Raw genomic sequence first — 21,783 nt, forward strand, 5'->3', positions numbered from 1 at the left:
CGGGCGATTGAACATGGCTGGACCTTTCGCGCGATGGCCGGCTCAAACGGCAGCGGGAGAGAAAAGGGGACCTGCGGCGCACAGGTCCCGACATTCGGTCGAATGCCGCGGATCGCGCGCCGCAGGGGAGGATGGCTTATTTCTTCACCAGCTCGTTGGCATAGGCTTCAAGCTCGTTGAGGCCGCCCTTGACGTCGGTGCGGGTGCCGGTGACCAGTTCCTCGAGGATGATGCCCCAGCGATCGCCGAGATCCGGCCAGCGCGGATCCTGCCAGAAGTTGACCGCCGTGACCTTGCCGGTCTCGGCCAGCGCCTGACCGAGGTCGGCGCCGTAGATGTCGGCGAATTCCTTGCTGGACAGGATGCTGGTGCGGTTCAGCTCACCGAACTGGTGGGCGTCGAGCCGGCGCTTCTCGTTTTCCTTCGACGTTGCCCAGGCGATGAACAGGCCGGCGCACTTCTTCGAGGCATCGTCGGCATTGGCCTTTGCCGCGATGGCAAGGCCATGACCGTAGCCACCACCGGTAAGCGGCGCCGGCGGCGGCAGGAAGCCGATCTTGCCGACCACCTGCGAGGTCTTCGGATCGACCGCCATGCCCGACAGCGGCGTCGATTCGACAAGGATGGCGACTTGGCCGGCCAGGAAGGCGCCGGTCGATTCATCCCAGCTGCCGGTCTGCGTGCCGGGTGCCGAATCCTTGAACAGCTTCAGATAGGTTTCGGTCGCCTTGACGGCGGCCTCCGAGTTGAAGGCTGGCTTGTCGCCGTCGAACCACTGGCCGCCATAGGCCTTGAACAACGGCATCCAGCGCCAGACATTGGCGCCCGAACCGCGTGCGCCGCGCAGCGCGATGCCATATATGCCCTTGTCCGGATTGGTCAGCTTCGGCACGTCGGCGATCAGTTCGTCCAGCGTCTTCGGCGGCTGGATGCCGGCGGCCTCCAGAATATCCTTGCGGTAGACCATCAGGTCGCCGCCGCCGGTCAGCGGCGCGAACCAGACCTTGCCGTCATAGGTGGCGACCTTCTGGCGGCCCGGATCGAAATCGGCATAGTCGTAGTCCGCCGGATAATAGTCGGTGAGCGGCACGATCCATTTCGACGAGGCAAATAGCGCCACGTTGGCTTCGTCGACATAGTAGACGTTGTAGTTGCCGACGGTGGACGCATCGGCGCGCGATTTCGCACGGCGGTCGTTCTCGTTCAGATAGTCGATCTGGAAGCTGGCACCGGCTAGCTTCTGGAACTCGTCCTTGGAGTCCTCCAGAAGCGTCAGGCCGTCGCGTGGCTGCGCCAGCACCTTGACCGGCGCCGAGCAGACCGGCGCCTGCGCCAAGGCAATGGTGGAAACGGTAGCGGAAAGCATAAAAGCTGCGCCAAGGCTGGCAGCAAGCCGAACTGGTTTCATGATCTTTTCTCCTCCAGGAACATTTCGCAGGAAGCGGAAGTCCTCGGCTTGCGCGATCCTCACCATCGCCCGAGTGACATGCCACCCATCGCTAAAATGCGGAGTTGCGACGAGGCTTGCTAGAAGCCTCGTTGCAGCAGACCTGTACTTTTATGCATTGTGCGGTGCAAAAACCGGCGCCGGGATACGACGCCTGTCACATGAGTATCGATTTGGGCTGAAACGGTATTTCAGGATGCGCTTATGCACGCATTGTCAGCCGCTGCCGTGACAGCCGGCGATAAGATGACGGCGTCATCTTGTGCTTGCGCATGAAGGCGCGGTTGAAGTTCGAGATGTTCATGTAGCCGACCTGAAAACAGATATCGGTGATCGCGATATCGGTGTCCGCCAAAAGCTTGCAAGCCTGCCAGAGCCTGAGCTTGGCTAGGTGGTCGCTGAAGCTGTTGCCGGTGTTCTTCTGGAAGAACCGCGAGAACGTGCTCTCCGTCATTCCGGCCAGTTCCGCCACCTCCGGCAGCTTCAGATCCTCGGCAAAATGCTGGAACAGATAGGTCAGCGTGCGCTGGATGATGTCGAGCGAGGCGGCATCGAGAACCGGCGAAAAATCAGGCGACGACAGCAATTCGTACTCGTCGGTGCGTGCGAGAAGGTCGACGAGATCCAGGAAAAGACAGAACCTGCTTAGCCCGCTAACCTCGCCCATCCGCTCCATGATGTCGGCACCATCCAGCGCGGTGCGGCCGTAAAAGACCATGCCGCGCAGCGACCGTTCGAGGAACGGTTCCAGTTCGCGCAATTCCGGCAACAGGCCTGCCGATCCGCGCAACCTCTGCGCATCGAACTGCAGGACGATGTCGCGGCCTTCGATCAGTTCTCCCGGTTGCACCGAGGTCACCCAGTCATGCGGCAGCCCGCCACCGACGATGGTCAGGTAGCCCGGCCCGAATTCGCCGATATGATCGCCAACCAGGACCACGCCGGAGGATTTTCGCAGCAGGTGGATCTCGTATTCCGGATGGAAGTTCCAGACGTTGCGCTCCCAGGGATAGTCGTCGCGCCGCCACAGGAAGCTTTCGCTCGCCTGGGTGACGATGTGCTCGAAGGACGGCGCTGTCCGCGGGATCGCAACCGGGTTCTTCCTGCGCCTGAACTGCATCCTGCCTCCTGGAAAATCCGGAATCTGTCGCCACACCCTCCATGCAATCCGTAGCAGCCGATTGCTCAAGTGTGAAATGCACTTCGGCGGCAACCAGTGGTGGTCCCGGTGTTCCGGCTGGCTCAATCTGTTCCCGCTCCTCCTCTCTTGCCTTCATGTCGCGTTTCGTCCAAAAGCTGGCGCAAACGCCGCGAAACCGAAGGTTTTGCCGTTCGAATGCGGCTTCCGGCTCTTTGCCGACGCGCCGCAACTGGAAAGAACAGGACAATGTCTGCGATCGAAGCCGGCGCTCGCGCGCCGGAAAATCTTTGGCGCCAGGAAATCATGGCGACGCTGGCGCTCGCCTGGCCGATGGTGCTGACCAATCTCGGCCAGACCGCGATGACGGCCACCGACGTCATGATGATGGGCCGTCTGGGGCCGGATACGCTGGCCAGCGGCGCGCTTGGCGCCAACCTCTATTTCATGCCGCTGATCTTCGGGCTTGGCCTGATGCTGGCGACCTCGCCGATGATCGCGACCGAGCTCGGCCGCCGTCGCCATTCGGTGCGCGACCTGCGCCGCACCGTGCGCCAGGGCCTGTGGCTTGCGATCCTGATCTCGATCCCGATCTGGCTCGTGCTGTGGCACGGCGAGGCTATCCTGCTGGCCATGGGCCAGGATCCGGCACTCGCCCATCAGGCCGGCATCTATCTGCGATGGCTCGAATGGGCGGTGCTGCCCTTCTACGGCTATATCGTGCTGCGCTCGTTCATCTCGGCACTGGAGCGGCCGGGCTGGGCGCTGGTCATCGTCTTCGTCGCCGTCGCCTGCAATGCCTTCTTCAATTGGCTGTTCATGTTCGGCAATCTTGGCATCCCGTCGATGGGCATCGCAGGCTCAGGCCTTGCCACCTCGTTGTCCAGCACGCTGATGTTCGTCGGCATGGCCGTCGTGGTGATGCTGGAGAAGAGGTTCCGGCGCTACCGTCTGTTCGGGCGCTTCTGGCGCGCCGACTGGCCGCGCTTCAGGGGTCTTCTGCGGCTCGGCCTGCCGATTGCCGGCCTCCTCGCCTTCGAGGTGACGATCTTCAATGCGGCGGCGCTGCTGATGGGCCTGATCGACGCGGATTCGCTCGCCGCGCATGCGATCGCCATCCAGATTGCCTCGATCAGCTTCATGGTGCCGCTCGGCCTCAACCAGGCGGTGACGGTGCGCGTCGGGCTTGCCCACGGCGCCGGCAATCCGGAAGGCGTTTCGCGCGCCGGCTGGACCGCCTTCGTCATCGGCGTCTCGTTCATGGCGCTGATGGGGCTGGTGATGATCCTGTGGCCGCATCCGCTGATCAGCGCCTTCATCGATCTGAGCAACCCGGCCAATGCCAGGGTGATCGCGCTTGCCGTGTCGTTCCTCGCCTTCGCAGCACTGTTCCAGGTCTTCGATGGCGCGCAGGCGGTGGCCGCCGGCATGCTGCGCGGCCTGCACGACACCAAAGTGCCGATGATCTATGCCGCGATCGGATATTGGGGCGTCGGCCTGCCGCTCGGCGTGCTGCTCGCCTTCCATTTCAGCTTCCGTGGCGTCGGCATCTGGATCGGCCTGTCGTCGGGGCTGGCCGTGGTGGCGGCGCTGCTTCTGGCGCGCTGGCTGCGGCGGGATCGCCTGGCGCCGCCGCTGGTGTTCGGGCACTGAGAGCAGCCGGACGCCCGCTGCCAGGTGGCCGTTATGTCCCAACTTTGAGGCCCATCCAGCGGCGCCTTCAGAACTGACGCGAAACGTCGGCTAAGCGCCATGAGCCGGCGATTAGCCGACGCAATGAACGTTTCGGCACGGGCCGTGGCGGACTGGCGGCTTCGAGGCTCGCAAGGCCAGGAGCGGGCCTTCTAACACCCTGTGTGCACCGACGTGAACTGCCGACGTTGAAGGGCTCAGGCCCTGATGACGCTTTGCGCCTGCTGCCGGCATTGCCAGCAAAATACGACATGAACCCGGCCATGCTGCACTTGACTTGCACATGTTAACCGTAATAAATCATACATAATGTCGTAAAAAAAGACGACACGGGGAGGATCAATGAAAATTACGGCCATCAAGGCGCTGGTCTGCAATGCGGAAATGCGCAACTGGGTTTTCGTTCGGGTCGAAACCGACGAGCCCGGTCTGTTTGGCTGGGGTGAGGCGACGCTGGAATGGAAGACGCGTGCCGTTGTCGGCGCGTTGCAGGACCTCGAGGCGCTGCTGATCGGGCAGGATCCGCGCAATGTCGAACAGTGCTACCAGATCCTGACGCGGCATGGCTTCTGGCGTCTCGGCGTCGAGGGAATGTCAGCCGTCAGCGGCATCGAGATCGCACTTTGGGATATTCTGGGTAAGTCGCTGGGCGTCCCGGTCTGGCGGCTTCTCGGCGGTCAGGTTCGCGACTATCTGCGCACCTACACGCATCTCGGCCTGGGCGACATGAAGGCGGTCTATGAGAGCGGGTCGGCGGACATGATCGTCGAACGCGGACGCATCGTGACGCAGGCTGGCTATGATGCGGTCAAGGTCGTCTGCATTCCCTACACCCACTATGTCTCGCCGGCGAAGGCAGTGGACGCCGTTGCAAACATGGTTGGCGCGCTGCGCGAAGCCGTCGGTCCCGATATCGACATCATGGTCGACTTTCACGGACGCCCGGCCTCCGTCAACGCGGCGATGGACTACCTCAAGGCGATCGAGCCGGCCCGCATAATGTTCGCCGAGGAACCGGTGCCGCCTGAAGATGTCGCCGGCCTGGCGCATATCACCGCGCGATCGGCGGTACCGATCGCGTCCGGCGAACGGCTGATCGGGCGCCGCGAGTTCACCCACTCGATCGCGGCGCGCGCCTTCAACATTGCCCAGCCGGATATCTGCCACACCGGCGGCCTGCTCGAGACCAAGAAGATCGCGGCCTTGGCGGAAACGGCCGGCGTCGGCCTTGCGCCGCACAACCCGCTCGGCCCGATCGCCGGCGTTGCAGCACTTCACTTCGGCATATCGACGCCGAACGTCATCATCCAGGAGGAGATGTCCGGCGCGGTCGCCTGGTACGACGACGTCGTTTCCTGGCCGATCCAACGCAAACCAGGCCGCTGGGACGTGCCTGAACTGCCGGGACTAGGCGTCACCGTCAATGAGGATGTCATAGCGCGCCACCCCTTCAAGCAGGAAGTGTTGCATGCCCGCAACGCGATCATGCCCGACGGCACCGTGGTCGATTGGTGAGCGCCATGACAGGCAGGCTTCAGGGAAAGATCGCAATCGTCACCGGCGCCGGACAGGGCATTGGTGCCGCCACGGCCCGGGCCTTCGCCATGCAGGGGGCAAAGACCGTTATCGCCGAGCTGAATGCGGCAAGCGGCAAGGCAATCGCCGACGCATTGCGTGCCCAGGGTGCCGACGCGCTTTTCGTCGAAATCGACGTCACGGACCAATCGGCGGTAGCCGACATGGTAGCCCACACGATAGCGGCTTATGGCGGCATCGACGTTCTCGTCAACAATGCCGGCGCTAACGTCTTCCACGAACCCCTGCTGATGCCGGACGAGGAATGGGACCGTTGCCTGAAGCTCGACCTCCAGGCCGCATGGTTCTGCGCCAAGGCGGTTCTGCCGACGATGTTGGCGAACGGTTCGGGATCGATCGTCAACATAGCCAGTTGCCACGCTTTCAAGATCATTCCTCACACTTTTCCCTATCCGGTTGCCAAGCATGCGCTTGTCGGCCTAACCCGCTCGCTCGCCATCGAATATGCGGCGCGCGGCATCCGCGTGAACGCGATCGCCCCCGGTTATATCGAGACGCCGATCGCGGAAGCCTACTGGAACACATTTCCAAACCCCGCCGAGGAGAAGCGGCGGGCCTATGACCTCCATCCGCCCAAGCGCATTGGCCGACCGGACGAGGTTGCAATGACGGCCGTTTTCCTCGCTTCCGACGAAGCGCCGTTCATCAATGCCGAAACGATCACCATCGATGGTGGCCGCTCGGTTCTCTACCACGACTGACAACCATCAAGCAGGGAGGATCCACATGAAATCGACGACCAAGACAGTGGCAGCACTGGCGATACTGGCTGGCGGATTGATGGCCGGCGCGGCAAGCGCCGACGACATCAAGATCGGCTACATCAACAAGATGGGTGACCATCCATGGTTCGTCGCCGAAGTCGGCGGCGCCAAGAAAGCGGCAGAGGCGGGCGGAGCCACCTTCGTATCGCAGGACGTCCAGTTCGACGCCAATTTGACGATCACCACTTTCGATACAATGGTCGGTGACGGCGTCAAGGGCATCGCCATCGTCGTTCCCGACAAGGCGCTGGGACCGGTCATCGCCGAGAAAGCCAAGGCAGCGAAAATTCCTCTGGTGGCGGTCGACGACGACATCTACTACCAGGACGGCTCCCAGGTCCCCTATGTCGGGATGAATGCGTACAATATCGGCGCGCGGGTGGGCGAAGAGCTGGCCAAGCTCTACAAGACCGGCGGCTGGGCCGGAAAAGAGGTGCGCATCGCCTCGATCGAGGACCGCAAGGCGGATACCTGCATGCAGCGCAACAAGGGCGCCGAAGAGGCGTTCCTGAAGGCGGTGCCCGACTTCAAGCCCGCCAACATCGTTCGCGTCCCCTACGACAACACGATGGTCAATGCCATCGACGTGATGACCACCACCTTGACCGCCAACCCCAGTGTCACCAACTGGATATTCTATTCCTGCAATGACGACGGCGTGCTGGGTGGGGCGCGTGCCCTGGAAAACGCCGGCTATACCCCGGACCAGGGCATGGGCATCGGCATTGACGGCAGTCGCGCCTGTGAGGCCTTCGGATCCGGAAAGCCTTCGGCATTCCGTGGTACGATGTGGCTGAACTCTGCAAACCATGGCGCGCTGGCGGTAAAGATCCTGTTGGCCTCGATCAAGGATGGAACGCAGCTGCCGGTTCAATCCTTCACCGACCCGGAATACATCACCGCCGACAATTTTGCCTCGGACTACAAGGCCAAGCTCTGCAAGTGAACCGGCTACGCGTCATGCGACGTAAGGCGCATGACGCTGTACGGTTGCACGTATTCCCAAGGAGTGAGCTTTGACCCAACCGGAATTCTTCTCGCTCGACAAGGTATCGAAGCGCTTTGGCGTCGTGCAGGCGCTCGACAGCGTCTCGATCGCCTTCCGGCCGGGCGAGGTGCTCGCTTTGGTCGGCGAGAACGGCGCCGGCAAATCAACGATGATGCGCATTCTCGAAGGTGTGTTCGGCCCCGACGGCGGCACCGTGCGGCACGGTTCCACGCCGATTGTTTTCGGCGAGCCGCGCGACAGCCATCGGGCCGGAATTCGCGTCATCCATCAAGAGCCGGAGATCGTGCCGAACCTGACGGTTGCCGAAAATATCTTCGTCGGTGAATTGCCGCGACTGGCGGGGGTGCTGCTGGACTGGCGCAAGCTGGAGGAACAGACCGACCGGGTGCTTGCGACCTTCGGCATGCAGCAGGACATGCGGCCGCGGCAACTGTGCAGCACACTCGGCCCGGCGCAACGGCAGATGATCGAGATCATGCGCGCCATCCGCGCCGGCGGCCGCCTGATCGCCTTCGACGAGCCGACTTCGTCGCTGACCGATGACGAGGCGCGCCGCCTGTTTTCAGTCATCCGCCGACTGCGCGAAGAGGGAACATCGATCGTCTACATCTCGCACCGGCTGAACGAGATCATCGACCTTGCCGACCGCATCGTCGTTTTGCGCGACGGTCGGCTGGTCGACGATTCGCCGGCAGCCGGTGCCAGCGAACAGACCATTGCCAAGCTCATGGTCGGCCGCGACATAGCCGACCTGTTCACGCGCGAGACGTGGCGGGCGGGACAACTGTTGCTGGACGTGGCGGGCCTGAGCACCGACCGCGTCAGCGATGTCAGCCTCAGGGTTCGCCGAGGCGAAGTGCTCGGCATCGCCGGCCTCGTGGGTGCGGGCCGATCCGAACTGGCAAAGGCGATTGTCGGCTATGACCGCCGCCTCGCTGGAACCATAGCCATGAACGGTGTGTCGGTTCTCGCCAACAGTCCGCATGCGGCAATCGTCGCCGGCATTGGCTTTGCCCCGGAAGACCGCAAGCACGAGGCGCTGCTGCTCTTTAGAAGCATTCTCGACAACGCGGCACTTTGCGTGCCCGACAAGACGTCGAGCTTCGGCTTCTTCAATCGGCGCAAGGCGCTGGAGATTGTCTCGCCTCTGGCAGCCAAGATGTCGATCAAGGCTCCGAATCTCGACGAACAGGTTTCAAAGCTGTCGGGCGGCAACCAGCAGAAAGTCGTTCTGGCGCGCTGGCTTGCCCGGCAGCCGATGCTGCTCATCCTGGACGAACCGACCCGCGGCATCGACATCGGCGCCAAGGCGGAAATCTATCGGCTGATCGATGAACTCGCGGCAAGCGGGATCGGCATCATCCTGATCTCTTCGGAAATGCCGGAACTCATCGGCCTCGCCGACAGGGTTCTGGTCATGGCGGGAGGCCGCATCACCGCCGAATTGTCCCGGCCCGACATCGACGAGGCGACGATCCTCAAACACGCCATGCCGCAATCGGCACCAGCGCTCGGAGACCACATCCAATGAACAGCCTCGAGCTTCGCGCCTCGAAAGCGCAGACCGGCGCCAGGGGGGCTTCCTCGCGCCTAGTGGAGCGCCTTGGCGTTCACAACATCAGCCTGCTGGTCGCGCTCGCCATTCTCGTCGTCATCTTCGGTTCGCTGCGCGCCGATGTGTTTTTCTCCAGCCGAAACCTGCTCAACATCGGTCTCGGCATCACCATCCTCGGCGTGCTGGCGATGAGCCAGACGGTTGTCATTGTCGCCGGCGGCCTCGATATCGCCGTCGGCGCCACTGTCGGCCTGACCACCGTATCGACTGCAATGGCCATCCAAGCGACCGGGTCGCCCTCGGCGGGCATCGTTGCCGGCCTGGTGCTTGGCGGTCTTGCCGGTCTCGTCAACGGCATCATCATCACCTACGGACGGGTCAATGCGGTCATTGCCACGCTCGGCACCATGGCTATTTTTCGGGGTATCGCCTTCATCATGTCCGATGGCCAGTCGATCGCCATCTTCAGCGACACGTTCCGGTTCATAGGCATCGGGCGGATCCTCGGCCTGCCGCTGCTGATCTGGATTCTTGTTCTGACCGCGATCGTGTTCCATCTCTTCCTGGCGCGCTCGATCGTCGGCCGCAACATCTATGCGCTCGGCGGCAATCCCGTTGTCGCCCGCTTCTCCGGCATCAACATCAACCGCTACCGCGTCGGCATCTACATCATGAGTGGCGTTGCCGCCGGTCTGGCCGGGATCCTGCTGGCTGCCCGCACCGGCTCGGGGCAGCCTGTATCCGGATCGCAGGGCCTGGAACTCGAGGCCATTACAGCGGCGGTGCTGGGTGGCTGCGCCTTGCAGGGCGGCAAGGGAACGATTGTCGGCGCGCTGCTCGGCGTCGCCATCATTGGCGTGCTCAACAACGGAATGATACTGACGTCGGTACCAACCTTTTATCAATTGCTTGCAAAAGGCTCGCTGCTGATCCTTGCTGTGGTGATTGCCGAGTACCACTTGAACAGGACATGACGATGGACGCGGCGACCGCTTCGACTGGTCAAGGCAAGCAGGATCCGTCCGCCGGGGATGGCGCCACGTCATCCCTGAAGGATCGTATCGCCCGCGATCTCGGACAGCGCATTCTCGCCGGCACCTATGCACAGCACGCGCTGCTGCCGACCGAGGCTGAACTGTGTGTCATCTACGGCGCCAGCCGCACAGCGCTTCGCGATGCGCTGCTGACGCTTTCGGCCAAGGGATTGATCGAGGCGCGCAAGCGGGCAGGCACCCGCGTGCGTGTGTCGAGCGAATGGAACAGGCTGGATGCGCAGGTTCTCGAATGGATGCGCGACATCGAGCCCGATCTCGATTTTGTTCGCGGCTTGATCGAGGCGCGGCTGGTCATCGAGCCAGCTGCCGCTCAGCTTGCGGCGAAGATGGCGACCTCGGGCGATCTCGCTGTGATCGAAGCCGCCTACGAGGCCATGCGGATAGCGCCGGAGGATGACCTCGCCGCCTGTCTCGACGCCGACGTCCGTTTTCATACCGCCATCCTGCGCGCCAGCCGCAACCCGGTTTTCGCCAATCTCGGCAACATGCTTGCTGCGGCGCTGAGCTTCTCCTTCCGATTGACCACATCGGCCACCGCCAACTACCAGCAGACACTGAGCGCGCATGGCGACGTGCTGGAAGCCATCCGCATGCGCAGGGTCGACGACGCGCATGATCAGATGAAAGCGCTGATCGGCATCGCGTCGAATGACCTTCTCGCTGTCGCCCGCAAGGGTCGCCATCAACAGCCGGCCGCCGCTGCCAAGGCCGATACCGTCTGAATGATCGAGACCATTGAAATTCGAAGCGGCGACCTGTCCGCCGAAATTGTTCCGTCGCTTGGGGCAGGTCTGGCGCGGTTCGACCATGGCCGCGTGCCGCTGTTCAGGCCATGGCCGGAGCACGGGAGTTCGAACCCCTTCGATCTCGCCTGCAATTTGCTCCTGCCATGGTCAAATCGCATCTCGAGCGGTGGCTTCACCTTCGACGCCAATTTTCACGAACTGCTTCCCAACCTTGCCGGCGAGCCGTTTCCCATTCACGGCAATGGATTTTCAAAAGCATGGGATGTCGACAGCCTGACGCCGGACCATGCCAGGCTGTCGCTGACCAGCGGGGGACCCGGCCCGTACCGGTACCGCGCGGAGGTGAGCTACGCGCTGACTGGACAGGCGCTCGAACTGCTGCTTCAAATCGTCAACCGCGCGACGGTCAGGCTTCCGTTCGGGCTTGGCGTTCATCCATGGTTGCCCAGAACCTCACGGACAACGCTTCACGCCCCGGCGTCACAGGTCTGCCTCGAACGGCCGGACCATCTTCCTGACGGGTTCGTGGATGTCAAAACCCGTCCCGATTGGGATTTCGGCACGCCGACCGCCTTGCCAGTCGGATGGATAAACAATGCCTTCGCCGGCTGGGACGGCGTCGCTTCCATATGTTGGCCGGAGCAAAATAGCGGCCTCAGGATCGAGGCGTCGCCGCCCTTGAACTTCTACCAGGTCTATTCGCCATCGCAGGCGAGCGACTTTTTCTGTTTCGAGCCGGTAAGTCATGTCGTCGATGCTCACAACCGCGGCTCGATCGACATATGGAATGGATTGACGGTGCTTGGCCCTGGCGAGAGCCTGGCGGCTGGTTGCAGCTTCCGTGTCTCATCTTTGCCTATACCGAAGTAAAGGCAACAGCGGCCGCCCGGCTGGCCGTGGCGGCGCGGCTTCTGGCGCTGTTGCGGCGGGATCGCCTGGCGCCGCCGCTGGTGTTCGGACATTGATATGGGACGGCCGCCCGTTGCTCGGCGACCGTCATATTCTTCGCGCTGCGGGTTGAGTCGAACCGGTGACTCAAACTTTCAGCCATGATTCATCCCGTTGACGCCGAAACTACGCCGCCTGAACGATCTCGACCAGTTCAACATCGAATACCAGGTCCTTTCCGGCCAACGGATGATTGCCGTCGAGCTTGACGCTGGCGTCGTCCGCGCCGACGACCGTTACCGGCATGGGGCGCCCGTCGCCGGTTCTAACCTGCAATCGAGTGCCGACATCGACGTTGATGTTGTCTGGCACCTTGGCGCGGTCGATGGTCATGACCGCTTCAGGGCGATGTGGCCCATAGCCGGCCTCGGCGGGAACTTTGACGGTGCTTTTCGCACCCACCTCCATGCCCTCGACCTGGGTTTCAAGGCCAGGGATCAGTTGCCCTTCACCCAGCGTGAATTGCAGCGGTTCGCTGCCGGAAGCATCGAATTGAGTGCCGTCGGCCAGACGTCCAGTATAGTTGATGCGCACGGTGTCGCCATTCTTGGCCTGTGTCATAGCAGTCATCCTTTCGGAAGTTTTTGAGGGACCGGCCAGAGCTCACGGTCCCGTTCTCGATCATCCACGCACGAAGGTGCACGGTGCGAAGCTTTAAAACTAGGTACTCGGCTGCAGATGTAAAGCGCTAGAGCTGCCGACTGGCTTCCCACGCGTCGCCTTCATTCGCGTGCTGCCTGCGCGATGATACTGCCGGCAATCTTCAGCGCCGGCTAAGCCAGCACCGCACTCAGTGTAATCGCCGTCGATGCCCGTCAACATCAACGTGCATTCGGCCTCAATGCGCCATCGCCCGCTTTTCGAGCTTCCGCGCGTACTGCGTCAGCGGAAAGCACATGACGAAGAAAATCAGCGCCACCAGTCCATAGACCTTGAAGGGCTCGAAGGTGGCGTTGTTGATGGCGTTGGAGGTTCGCACCAGTTCCTCGAAGCCGATGATCGAGGTCAGCGCCGTCGATTTGATGAGCTGCACCAGGAAACCGACTGTCGGCGCGCGGGTGATCGAAAACGCCTGCGGCAGGATGATCAGCCTGAGTTCCTGCAGGTAGTGCAGGCCGAGGCTGGCGCCGGCGTCCCATTGGCCTAGTGGCAGGGCGGCGACGCCGGAGCGCCAGATTTCGGCCAGATAGGCGCTGGCGAAGAAGGTGAGGCCGAGCACCGCCGCCGTCCATGGCTCGATGCGCAGGCCCAGCATCGGCAGACCGAAGAACATCAGGAACAGCTGCATCAAAAGCGGCGTCCCCTGGAACAGGGCGATGTAGCCGGAGGCGACGCGCCGGCTCCACTTATTCTTGGCGATCCTGAAGAACAACACGACCAGGCCGACAATGCCGCCGCCGATGAAGGCCGCCAGCGATAGCAGCACCGTCCAGCGGGCGGCGAGCAGCAGGTTGCGCACGATGTCCCAGAAGGTGAATTCGATCATGACACGCCAGCCCCCAGGACGCGGCGGCCGCCTGTGACCAGCAGCCGGCGCAAGGCCATCGACATCAGGAGATAGACCATCGTCACGACCAAATAGGTCTCGAAGGAGCGGAAGGTGCGCGCCTGCAGCATGTCGGCCTCGTAGGTCAGCTCACGCACCGCGATCTGCGACACCACGGCGGACTCCAGCATCATGATGACGATCTGGCTGGCCAGCGCTGGAAAGATCACCTTGAGCGCCTGCGGCAGCACGATCTTGATGAACACCTGGCGTTGTCTCAAGCCCAGCGCGAGCGCTGCTTCCGTCTGCCCGCCAGGCACGGCGTCAAGCCCGGCGCCGACGATCTCGATGGTGTAGGCCGCCATGTTGAGGGTCATCGCCAGGATGGCGGCAAGTACCGGATCGAGCCTGATGCCGAGGCTGGGCAAGCCGAAGAAGATGAAGAACAGCTGCACCAGGAACGGCGTGTTGCGGATGATCTCGACATACCAGGCGATGGCCCGCTTGAGCAGCACCGGGCCGTTGCGGCGCCCCGCGGCACCCAGGATGCTGAGGAACGTTCCCGCCAGCGTGGTCACGGCGATCAACAGGATCGTCGTGGCCGCGCCGCGCGCTATGTCGCCGACAGCACCTGGAAGCCAGGCAAAGGCCACGGAAACTCAATCCTTGAGATTGTCGGGATTGAGCGGCGTCTTCAGCCAGGCTTTCGAGCTTTCGTCGAGCTTGCCGTCCGCCAGCATCTTGGCAACGGCATCGTTGACCGCCTTTTTCAGGCTGTCCTCATTCTTGTTGAGACCGATATGGGAGGGCGAGGTCAGGAGCTGGAACTTCTGCTCGGGCTCCAGCGCGTCCTGCTTGGCCAGCACCTGCGCGCCGACATCGTTGCCGACGACCATCAATTGCGTCTGGCCCGAGATGAAGGCCTGGATCACCGAATTGTAGTTGTCGAAGCGCTTGATGTCGGCCGACGCCGGCGCTGCCTCGGTGAGCGAGGTGTCTTCCAGCGTGCCGCGGTTGACGGCGATCGACTTGTCGGCAAGGTCTTCCTTGCCCTTGACCGAAAGTGCCGCCGGACCGATGACGGCGATGTAGTAGGGCGCGTAGGCGACAGCGAAGTCGATCACCTGCTCGCGCTCCTTCGAATAGCCGACGCTCATCAAGAGATCGACGCGGTGGTCGTTCAAGTATGGGATGCGGTTCTGGCCGGTGACGGAGACTGGGTTGAGCTTCACCTTGAGCGTGTCGGCAATGTATTGCGCGACATCCATGTCATAGCCCTTGAGGCTCATATCGGCGCTGGCCGAGGAGAAGGGCGGGAAATCGGCGAAGACGCCGACATTGATGGCGCCGGCCTTGGTGATATCGGCCAGCGCATCGGCGCTGGCGGCCTGGATTGCCAATGAGAGACCAGCGGTGCTGAGCATCAGCATGGCGGCTATGGATGCACATGTCTTTCGGATCGTCATTTTTATTCCCCTCTGGAAGCTTTGTTTGTTTGGGTCGGCCGCCGGCTCCAGTACGGCGGCCGCCTTTGCTTTCTGAACGTCAGGTTCCCTTGCCGGTAACAGCCTGGCTGAACACCATGAGGCTCAGGATCTCGAACAGCACCTGTGCGGCGGCATGCGCGGTGTTGGTGGTGGCGTCGTATTGCGGCGCCACCTCGACGACGTCGCCGCCGACGATGTTGAGGCCCTTGAGGCCGCGCAGCAGTTCAAGCACTTCGCGCGTCGTCAGCCCGCCAACTTCCGGCGTGCCGGTGCCGGGCGCGAAGGCCGGATCGACGCTGTCGATGTCGAAGGAGACATAGGTCGGCCCGTCGCCGACAATCTTGCGCGCCTTCTCGATGATGGCGGGAATGCCGAGACCGGTCACTTCCTCGGCATGGACCACCGTCATGCCGGACTCATAGGTGAACTCCCACAGATATTCGGCCGAGCCGCGAATGCCGATCTGGATCGTGCGCGTCGGATCGAGCACGCCGTCTAGCACGGCGTTGCGGAACGGCCCGCCATGGTGGAATTTGGTCATGTCGAAGAGGCCACTGGTGTCGCAATGGGCATCGATGTGGATCAGCCCGACCGGAGCCTTCTTGCCGACGGCTTTCAGGATCGGATGGCTGATCGAATGGTCGCCGCCCACAGACAATGGAATGACGCCGGCATCGACGATCTGGTTGGTGCGGCGCTCGATGTCATCATGGCTGATCTCCAGCCGGTAGCGGCTGCGGAACGGCGTATCGCCGATATCGGCGACCCTGAGCTCATGTGTCGGCGCGCATTCCAGCACGTGATTGTAGGGGCCGATGCGCTCAATGGCGCGCAGCGCCCTTGGCCCGAAGCGCGCGCCCGGCCGGTTGGTGACGCCGAGATCCATCGGCACGCCGATCATCGCCACCTGCAAATCGCCGAAATCCGGATTATCGGCCGCTATTTCGCGGTAAGGTGCGGCGAGGAAGGTCGGGATGCCGGAATAGGGCGCCAGCCGCGTGCCGCTCTTGGAAAAGATCTTGTCGGCGACCTTGCGGAACTTCGGGTCGAACATCTCGCCGCCATGGCTTTCACCATACTTGCGACGCAACGCATCGAGCTTGCCGCGATCGTATCCCATATCCGCTCCTCCTGCCCGGGCTGATGCAGTGCGACCGTTGGCGATGCCTGGCGAGCCGACCGTCGTCCGGGCGGGTCGCTGTCGCGCTGGCTGCCTGCAGATTTCACGTCTTGAAGCTGTTTCGGGCTCAAGTGTCTGGCAGCCCCATTGAAAAATCAAATGATAATGTTAGCGTGTTCTCTGTGAGAAAATCTCACAATAAACTCGGAGCACGATCTGATCCGAAAACCGGCCTCCGCTTTTCGGGATCGCGCTTGAATGGATGCTCATGGCCAACCGGCTGCCGCCTCTCAATCCGCTGCGTGCCTTCGAGGCAACGGCCCGCCATGGCTCGCTGACCAAGGCGGCGAGTGAACTGAATGTCACGCATGGCGCCATCAGCCACCAGATCAAGGCACTCGAGCAGTCGCTCGGCGTCAAGTTGTTCGAGCGGGTCGGTCAGCGGGTCAAACTGACTCCTCACGGCGCCGAACTTTTGCCGGCGGTCTCGACGGCCTTCGACAGTATCGCGACCGCCACCCAGCGCATGACAAGGCCGGCGAGCAGCGGCACACTTTCGGTCTCCTGCGTGCCGGCGCTGCTGTTGTTGTGGATGACACCGCGGCTCGGCAGTTTCATGGCGCAATATCCCGACATAAGTCTGACGCTTATCCCCTCCAACGACCCTAGGGATTTGCGGGCGCCGAACATCGACGTCTGCGTGCATTATGGCGACGGCAGCTGGGCCGATTGCTGGATGCGCAAATGGTCGGGCCTCGAACTGTTTCCGGTGGTCAGCCCGACCTTGATCAACAACCGTCCGATCCGCAGCGTCAGGGATCTCGCCGACCATGTCTTCCTGCATGGCGACGATGGCCGGGAATGGCACACATGGCTGGCGGCCGCCGACGCGCTGGACCTGGAGCGGGGCCGCCGCCATCATCTTGGCGACGCACGCATGGCGACCGAGGCGGCGGTGCATGGCCATGGCGTGGCGCTGGGCGATTCCGTGACGGCGAGCGCGTTGCTGGCCAGAGGTATGCTGGTCGCGCCGTTCAGCCTGTCGGTGCCGGCGGTCGACGATTTCTATGTCGTCTGTCGCAACGAGATGAGGGCGACGCCGATCGTGCAGGTGTTCATCGATTGGCTGTTTGCCGAGAAGGCCGGGGATGACGGCCGCGCCGACGCGCCGGTAGCGGGCCGCATCGTCAGCCGCCGCAAGCGTCCGGCGCTCAGGGTCATCGGTGCCAAAACCGGAACCTGACAGCGGCTTGCGGTGGCCATCGGTGGGCTTCCGCCTCCACAGGGCTCTCTTTTTGTCGGGCCAGCCTGAAACCGGGCAGCGTTCTGGCGAATTCGATGCTATGAGGCCTGTCGCGGTTGTGGATTGCAGGCAGCAAAGGCGGTGTTGAAACATGGCTAAGACCGATATTGCGCGGCGGGTCTACAACCACACCTGGAAGCTCGATCCGATCGTGCGCAGCCTGCTCGACACGGATTTCTACAAGCTTTTGATGCTGCAGATGATCTGGGGCATGTACCCCAAGGTCGAGACCACCTTCTCGCTGATCAACCGCACCACTTCGGTTCGCCTCGCGGACGTGATCGATGAGGGCGAATTGCGCGAACAGCTCGATCATGCCCGCACCTTGCGCTTCTCCAAGAAGGAGATGATCTGGCTCGCCGGTAACAATTTCTACGGCCGCAAGCAGATCTTCGAGCCGGAGTTTCTCGCCTGGCTCGAAGGTTTTCGGCTGCCCGAATACGAGCTGTCGAAGCGGGACAGGCAATATGAACTGACCTTCAACGGGCCGTGGATGTACACCACCCTGTGGGAGATCCCGGCGCTGGCGATCATCAATGAACTTCGATCTCGCGCCGCCATGCGCGCGTTCGGGCCGTTCGCGCTCGATGTGCTCTATGCCCGCGCCAAGGCCAAGATGTGGGCCAAGACCGAACGGCTGAAAGCGCTGCCCGGCATCCGCATCTCAGACTTCGGCACGCGCCGGCGCCATTCCTTCCTGTGGCAGCGCTGGTGCGTCGAAGCGCTGAAGGAAGGTATCGGCGAGGCGTTCACCGGCACCTCCAACGTGCTTCTGGCGATGGACAACGACCTCGAAGCGCTTGGCACCAACGCGCATGAACTGCCGATGGTATTCGCGGCGCTGGCCAATTCCGAAAAAGAGCTGAAACAGTCGCCCTACAAGGTGCTGCAGGACTGGCAGCGCTACTATGGCGGCAATCTGCTGATCGTGCTGCCCGACGCCTTCGGCACCGCGTCGTTCCTGCGCGACGCGCCGGACTGGGTGGCCGACTGGACCGGTTTCCGCCCCGACAGCGCGCCGCCCATCGAGGGCGGCGAGAAGATACTGTCGTGGTGGCGCGACAAGGGCAAGGATCCCCGCCAGAAGCTGCTGATCTTCTCCGATGGGCTTGAGGTCGAGACAATCGAGGAGACCTACCGCCACTTCAAAGGCAAGGTGCGCATGTCCTTCGGCTGGGGCACCAATTTGACCAATGATTTCGAAGGCTGCGCGCCGACCGAAACCAACAGCCTCGACGCCATATCGCTGGTCTGCAAGGTCACCGAGGCCAATGGCAGGCCGGCGGTCAAGCTCTCCGACAATCCGGCCAAGGCGACCGGAGATGAGAACGAGATCGAGCGCTATATCAGGATTTTCGGGGAGAAGGACCGCGTGGAGCAACTGGTCAAGGTGTGAGGGGTGAGTGGGGCTTTTGGATAGAGTGAGTTCCATGGCGCCCCCGTGCCTCATCGCTTTGCTGGCCTTCCTCCCCACCCCCGCCTTCGCGCACGCCTCTGACCGTGGCCATGTCCTGCTCCTGCCGACGGGCTACTACCTGGTCGGCGGCGCCTTCGCCGTTGCCGTCAGTTTCCTCGTGCTGGCGCTGCTGCCGGTGGATTGGCTCGATCGTTTCTGGCGCCGGCGCCTGCCGCTATTCACCTTCGGCGACAGCGTCCGCACTGCCGTCAGTCTGATATCCTTTGCCGGCTTTGCACTCCTGAGCGCCGCCGGATTTTCCGGCAGCCGCGACCCGCTCTCCAACCCGTTGCCGCTGGTGATCTGGACATTGCTGTGGGCCGGCGTCGCGCTGTTGCAAGGCGTCTTCGGCGATCTCTGGTCATGGCTCAACCCGTGGTACGGGCCATGGCGCCTCGTCTCGCGCCTGTTGGGCGGGGACGACGAGGGAAGGTGGCAATGCCCTCGATGGCTTGGCTACTGGCCGGCAGTGATACTGTTCTTCGCCTTTGCCTGGTTCGAACTCATCGATCCGGCGCCTGACGATCCGGTGCGGCTGGCCTCAGCCGCGGGCCTTTACTGGCTGCTCACCTTCCTTGCGATGCTGGTATTCGGCTATCGTGCCTGGAGCCGCAGCGGCGAATTCCTGACGGTTTTCTTCTCGATGGTGGCGCGCTTCGCGATTGTAGAGCGCGATGAGAACGGCCGGCTTGACCTGTGCTGGCCGGGCGCCAAGCTGCTTGCCGCCAAGCCGTTGCCGACCAGCGGCATCGCCTTCCTGCTGCTGGCCCTGTCGTCGGTATCGTTCGACGGCTTGTCGAAGACGTTCTTCTGGCTTGGCCTGTTCGGCATCAATCCGCTCGAATTTCCCGGCCGCACCGCGGTGATCGGCAGCGGCACGTTCGGGTTGGTGCTGACATTCGTGCTGCTGGCGGCGGTGTTCCTGCTTGCCGTCTGGCTCGGCCAGCGCCTCGCCGACGGCGATCATACCCTCGGCGAGGCGGCTGGCCTGCTGGTCTGGTCGATCGTGCCGATCGCGCTCGCCTATCATGTCGCTCATTATCTGACCGCGCTGCTCATCGACGGACAGTACGCGCTTGCGGCACTTTCCGATCCGTTCGCGATGGGCTGGAACCTGTTCGGCACCGCCGACATGCAGATCGAGGCCGGCATCGTTGCCGGGGCGGACTCGGCGTGGTGGCTGTGGAATGTCCAGGCCGGCGCCATCATATCGGGCCATGTGCTGGCCGTCCTGGTCGCCCACGGCTTCGCCTGGCGCCTGCACCCGCAGCCTTCCCGCGCCGCGCTCAGCCAGTTCCCGCTTACCTTGCTGATGATCGCCTACACCGTCTTCGGCCTCTGGTTGCTTGCCACGCCGACCGCCGGATGAGAAAACGGCGGCCTCGATATCGTTGGGGAAGCTCGCTTGCCACATCAAGGCTTTGATGATTTAGTTTGTACACATGCAATTTTTCGCGTCCTCTGAGCGAGGATGCCTAAGCCGCCTTATCGTTGGTCAAAACTGAAAAACAGGGGAACGAACATGGCTGACAAGAACGGATTTTTCGACCTCTCCAAGACTGCCCTCACCCGCCGTACGGCGCTGAAGGGTCTGGCTGCCACCGCCGGCCTGGTCACAGCTCCCGGCTTCGTTCGCTATTCCCAGGCGCAGAGTTCGGCGCCGATCAAGATCGGTTTCCAGTCGCACCGCACCGGCATCGGCGCTGCCTATGGCCGCTGGTACGAGAAGACCACGGCTGCCGCGGTCAAGGCGATCAACGCCGCCGGCGGCATCAATGGCCGCCAGGTCGAGGTGATCATCGAGGATGACGGCACGGATCCCGGCCGTGGCGCCGAGGTGGTCGGCAAGTTCGCCACGCAGCACAAGACCGACATCGTCTTCGGCACGCTGTTCTCGCACGTCGTCATCGGTTCGGCGCCGGCTGCCGGCGAAGCCAAGATCCCCTATTTCGTCGTCAGCGAAGGCCACCATGTCGCCTCGACCAAGCTGAACCGGTATGTCTTCCAGCCCGGGATTACCGATGTGAAGAGCCAGATCCAGGCAATGGCGCCGTGGATCGCAGGCAATGTCGGCAAGAAGGTCACCATGATCTTCCCGGATTTCGCCTTCGGCTACGACCATCGCGACTACCTGCCGCCGGCGCTGAAGGCGCAAGGCGCCGACGTCATCGCCCAGATCGCCATCCCGCCAACGGAATCCTCCTTCACCAAGTACTTCCCGCAGATCCCGGCCGAGACCGAGGTGCTCTATCACGTTATGGTAGGCCCGGCGGTGCTTACCTTCGTCAAGGAACTCGGCGAGTTCTACGGCTCCAACCGGCCGCAGCTGTTCGGTTTCATCGATTCGCTCGAAGCCACCGACATCAATAGCCCCGGCCTCGAATTCCTCGACGGCAGCCATTTCTGGGAAGGCTCGCCGCGCTATGCGCAGCCAGACGATTCCGAGGCGCAAAAGGCCTATCGCGCCGCCGTCGGCATCGACGACAATGGTGCCGCCGTCGGCGACCCAAAGGACGTCTCGACCGCGGCCCATATGTTCGGCTGCTGGGAAACGCTCTACGTCGTCAAGAAGGCGATGGAGGATGCCGGCTACAAGGGACCGGAAGACCGCGCCAAGCTGGTCGAGGCGACCGAGGCTCTGACCGAATTCGCCGAAGGACCCGAGCACCCGCAGGGGCCCAAAACTTTCAATGGCAAGATCCACCAGTGCTTCGGCATCCAGAACATTTCCAAGGTCGAGGGCGGCAAGCTGAAAGTCGTCCACAAGACCAAGATCGAGGACGGGCTTTACGAGGCCGAGGGGGATTACACGACGCAGGCGCTTTAGGCTTGGTCCTTTAAGCGCAGTGCCCTTCGGCCCACCCCCCTCTGTCCTGCCGGACATCTCCCCCGCAAGGGGCAGGGGAATCGCACATGAGTACAAAGGGACTCTTGTGTGGTGTGCGGAAATCGATTCTGAAAGGACCTCTGGATGATCGGAG

The 21,783-nt window shown here is 62.6% G+C and carries 18 protein-coding genes and 2 pseudogenes; 13 read left to right on the forward strand and 7 right to left on the reverse strand.

The window, feature by feature from the left end:
- Positions 1-136: 136 nt before the first annotated feature.
- The gene (locus tag NKJ90_RS20860; protein WP_023760269.1) at positions 137-1,408 is read right to left on the reverse strand and encodes an ABC transporter substrate-binding protein; all 1,272 of its coding nucleotides are present in this window, start codon (positions 1,406-1,408) and stop codon (positions 137-139) included.
- Between the two features lie 241 nt (positions 1,409-1,649).
- Entirely contained in the window at positions 1,650-2,567 is a 918-nt protein-coding gene (locus NKJ90_RS20865) for an AraC family transcriptional regulator (RefSeq protein ID WP_352486679.1), read from the reverse strand.
- Positions 2,568-2,834: 267 nt separating this feature from the next.
- Between NKJ90_RS20865 and NKJ90_RS20870 the strand changes: the two genes are divergently transcribed.
- From NKJ90_RS20870 to NKJ90_RS20905, 9 genes and pseudogenes are all read left to right on the forward strand, one after another.
- Entirely contained in the window at positions 2,835-4,238 is a 1,404-nt protein-coding gene (locus NKJ90_RS20870; protein WP_352486680.1) for an MATE family efflux transporter, read from the forward strand.
- A gap of 381 nt (positions 4,239-4,619) precedes the next feature.
- On the forward strand, positions 4,620-5,792 hold the full coding sequence (gene dgoD / locus NKJ90_RS20875; protein WP_023760272.1) for a galactonate dehydratase: 1,173 nt from the start codon (positions 4,620-4,622) through the stop codon (positions 5,790-5,792).
- Positions 5,793-5,797: 5 nt separating this feature from the next.
- Positions 5,798-6,574: an SDR family oxidoreductase gene (locus NKJ90_RS20880; protein WP_023760273.1), complete on the forward strand. Its 777-nt coding sequence runs from the start codon at positions 5,798-5,800 to the stop codon at positions 6,572-6,574.
- A 25-nt stretch (positions 6,575-6,599) separates the two neighbouring features.
- Positions 6,600-7,583: a substrate-binding domain-containing protein gene (locus NKJ90_RS20885; protein ID WP_031260540.1), complete on the forward strand. Its 984-nt coding sequence runs from the start codon at positions 6,600-6,602 to the stop codon at positions 7,581-7,583.
- A 130-nt stretch (positions 7,584-7,713) separates the two neighbouring features.
- Positions 7,714-8,163, forward strand: a pseudogene (locus NKJ90_RS33555) (ATP-binding cassette domain-containing protein); the annotation flags it as partial.
- A gap of 318 nt (positions 8,164-8,481) precedes the next feature.
- Positions 8,482-9,177 (forward strand): annotated as a pseudogene (locus NKJ90_RS33560) (ATP-binding cassette domain-containing protein); the annotation flags it as partial.
- On the forward strand, positions 9,174-10,175 hold the full coding sequence (locus NKJ90_RS20895) for an ABC transporter permease (protein ID WP_023760276.1): 1,002 nt from the start codon (positions 9,174-9,176) through the stop codon (positions 10,173-10,175). The pseudogene NKJ90_RS33560 and the gene NKJ90_RS20895, both read left to right, overlap by 4 nt.
- A gap of 2 nt (positions 10,176-10,177) precedes the next feature.
- Positions 10,178-10,978 carry a FadR/GntR family transcriptional regulator gene (locus tag NKJ90_RS20900; RefSeq protein ID WP_245266699.1) on the forward strand — a complete coding sequence of 267 codons (801 nt, stop codon included), beginning with the start codon at positions 10,178-10,180 and terminating at the stop codon, positions 10,976-10,978.
- A complete protein-coding gene (locus tag NKJ90_RS20905) occupies positions 10,979-11,872 on the forward strand; it encodes an aldose 1-epimerase (protein WP_023760278.1) in 894 nt (297 codons plus the stop codon).
- 204 nt (positions 11,873-12,076) lie between these two features.
- On the opposite strand, the gene NKJ90_RS20910 is transcribed toward NKJ90_RS20905, so the two are convergent.
- From NKJ90_RS20910 to speB, 5 genes are all read right to left on the reverse strand, one after another.
- Entirely contained in the window at positions 12,077-12,511 is a 435-nt protein-coding gene (locus NKJ90_RS20910; RefSeq protein WP_023760279.1) for an FKBP-type peptidyl-prolyl cis-trans isomerase, read from the reverse strand.
- A 277-nt stretch (positions 12,512-12,788) separates the two neighbouring features.
- Positions 12,789-13,436, reverse strand: a complete 648-nt coding sequence (locus NKJ90_RS20915) for an amino acid ABC transporter permease (protein WP_023760280.1) — start codon at positions 13,434-13,436, stop codon at positions 12,789-12,791.
- Positions 13,433-14,089 carry an amino acid ABC transporter permease gene (locus NKJ90_RS20920; protein WP_023760281.1) on the reverse strand — a complete coding sequence of 219 codons (657 nt, stop codon included), beginning with the start codon at positions 14,087-14,089 and terminating at the stop codon, positions 13,433-13,435. The genes NKJ90_RS20915 and NKJ90_RS20920 overlap by 4 nt, the downstream gene beginning before the upstream one ends.
- 6 nt (positions 14,090-14,095) lie before the next feature.
- A complete protein-coding gene (locus NKJ90_RS20925; RefSeq protein WP_023760282.1) occupies positions 14,096-14,902 on the reverse strand; it encodes a transporter substrate-binding domain-containing protein in 807 nt (268 codons plus the stop codon).
- A 79-nt stretch (positions 14,903-14,981) separates the two neighbouring features.
- The gene (gene speB, locus NKJ90_RS20930; RefSeq protein WP_352486681.1) at positions 14,982-16,043 is read right to left on the reverse strand and encodes an agmatinase; all 1,062 of its coding nucleotides are present in this window, start codon (positions 16,041-16,043) and stop codon (positions 14,982-14,984) included.
- A 268-nt stretch (positions 16,044-16,311) separates the two neighbouring features.
- Here speB and gcvA point away from each other — a divergent pair, with 268 nt between their 5' ends.
- From gcvA to NKJ90_RS20950, 4 genes are all read left to right on the forward strand, one after another.
- The gene (gene gcvA, locus NKJ90_RS20935) at positions 16,312-17,286 is read left to right on the forward strand and encodes a transcriptional regulator GcvA (protein WP_023760284.1); all 975 of its coding nucleotides are present in this window, start codon (positions 16,312-16,314) and stop codon (positions 17,284-17,286) included.
- A 151-nt stretch (positions 17,287-17,437) separates the two neighbouring features.
- The gene (gene pncB / locus NKJ90_RS20940; RefSeq protein WP_023760285.1) at positions 17,438-18,742 is read left to right on the forward strand and encodes a nicotinate phosphoribosyltransferase; all 1,305 of its coding nucleotides are present in this window, start codon (positions 17,438-17,440) and stop codon (positions 18,740-18,742) included.
- A 34-nt stretch (positions 18,743-18,776) separates the two neighbouring features.
- On the forward strand, positions 18,777-20,171 hold the full coding sequence (locus NKJ90_RS20945) for a hypothetical protein (protein ID WP_031260544.1): 1,395 nt from the start codon (positions 18,777-18,779) through the stop codon (positions 20,169-20,171).
- Positions 20,172-20,324: 153 nt separating this feature from the next.
- Positions 20,325-21,629 (forward strand): ABC transporter substrate-binding protein, encoded by a 1,305-nt coding sequence (locus NKJ90_RS20950; protein WP_352486685.1) that lies wholly within the window; start codon positions 20,325-20,327, stop codon positions 21,627-21,629.
- Positions 21,630-21,783 lie beyond the last annotated feature (154 nt).

It is taken from the genome of Mesorhizobium sp. M0051 (assembly GCF_040323235.1).
Lineage (GTDB): Bacteria > Pseudomonadota > Alphaproteobacteria > Rhizobiales > Rhizobiaceae > Mesorhizobium.

Coding starts and splice junctions, on each gene's coding strand:
- NKJ90_RS20860 (WP_023760269.1), bottom strand. CDS start 1,408: ATGAAACCAGTTCGGCTTGCTGCCAGCCTTGGCGCAGCTTTTATGCTT.
- NKJ90_RS20865 (WP_352486679.1), bottom strand. CDS start 2,567: ATGCAGTTCAGGCGCAGGAAGAACCCGGTTGCGATCCCGCGGACAGCG.
- NKJ90_RS20870 (WP_352486680.1), top strand. CDS start 2,835: ATGTCTGCGATCGAAGCCGGCGCTCGCGCGCCGGAAAATCTTTGGCGC.
- dgoD (WP_023760272.1), top strand. CDS start 4,620: ATGAAAATTACGGCCATCAAGGCGCTGGTCTGCAATGCGGAAATGCGC.
- NKJ90_RS20880 (WP_023760273.1), top strand. CDS start 5,798: ATGACAGGCAGGCTTCAGGGAAAGATCGCAATCGTCACCGGCGCCGGA.
- NKJ90_RS20885 (WP_031260540.1), top strand. CDS start 6,600: ATGAAATCGACGACCAAGACAGTGGCAGCACTGGCGATACTGGCTGGC.
- NKJ90_RS20895 (WP_023760276.1), top strand. CDS start 9,174: ATGAACAGCCTCGAGCTTCGCGCCTCGAAAGCGCAGACCGGCGCCAGG.
- NKJ90_RS20900 (WP_245266699.1), top strand. CDS start 10,178: ATGGACGCGGCGACCGCTTCGACTGGTCAAGGCAAGCAGGATCCGTCC.
- NKJ90_RS20905 (WP_023760278.1), top strand. CDS start 10,979: ATGATCGAGACCATTGAAATTCGAAGCGGCGACCTGTCCGCCGAAATT.
- NKJ90_RS20910 (WP_023760279.1), bottom strand. CDS start 12,511: ATGACACAGGCCAAGAATGGCGACACCGTGCGCATCAACTATACTGGA.
- NKJ90_RS20915 (WP_023760280.1), bottom strand. CDS start 13,436: ATGATCGAATTCACCTTCTGGGACATCGTGCGCAACCTGCTGCTCGCC.
- NKJ90_RS20925 (WP_023760282.1), bottom strand. CDS start 14,902: ATGACGATCCGAAAGACATGTGCATCCATAGCCGCCATGCTGATGCTC.
- speB (WP_352486681.1), bottom strand. CDS start 16,043: ATGGGATACGATCGCGGCAAGCTCGATGCGTTGCGTCGCAAGTATGGT.
- gcvA (WP_023760284.1), top strand. CDS start 16,312: ATGGCCAACCGGCTGCCGCCTCTCAATCCGCTGCGTGCCTTCGAGGCA.
- pncB (WP_023760285.1), top strand. CDS start 17,438: ATGGCTAAGACCGATATTGCGCGGCGGGTCTACAACCACACCTGGAAG.
- NKJ90_RS20945 (WP_031260544.1), top strand. CDS start 18,777: ATGGCGCCCCCGTGCCTCATCGCTTTGCTGGCCTTCCTCCCCACCCCC.
- NKJ90_RS20950 (WP_352486685.1), top strand. CDS start 20,325: ATGGCTGACAAGAACGGATTTTTCGACCTCTCCAAGACTGCCCTCACC.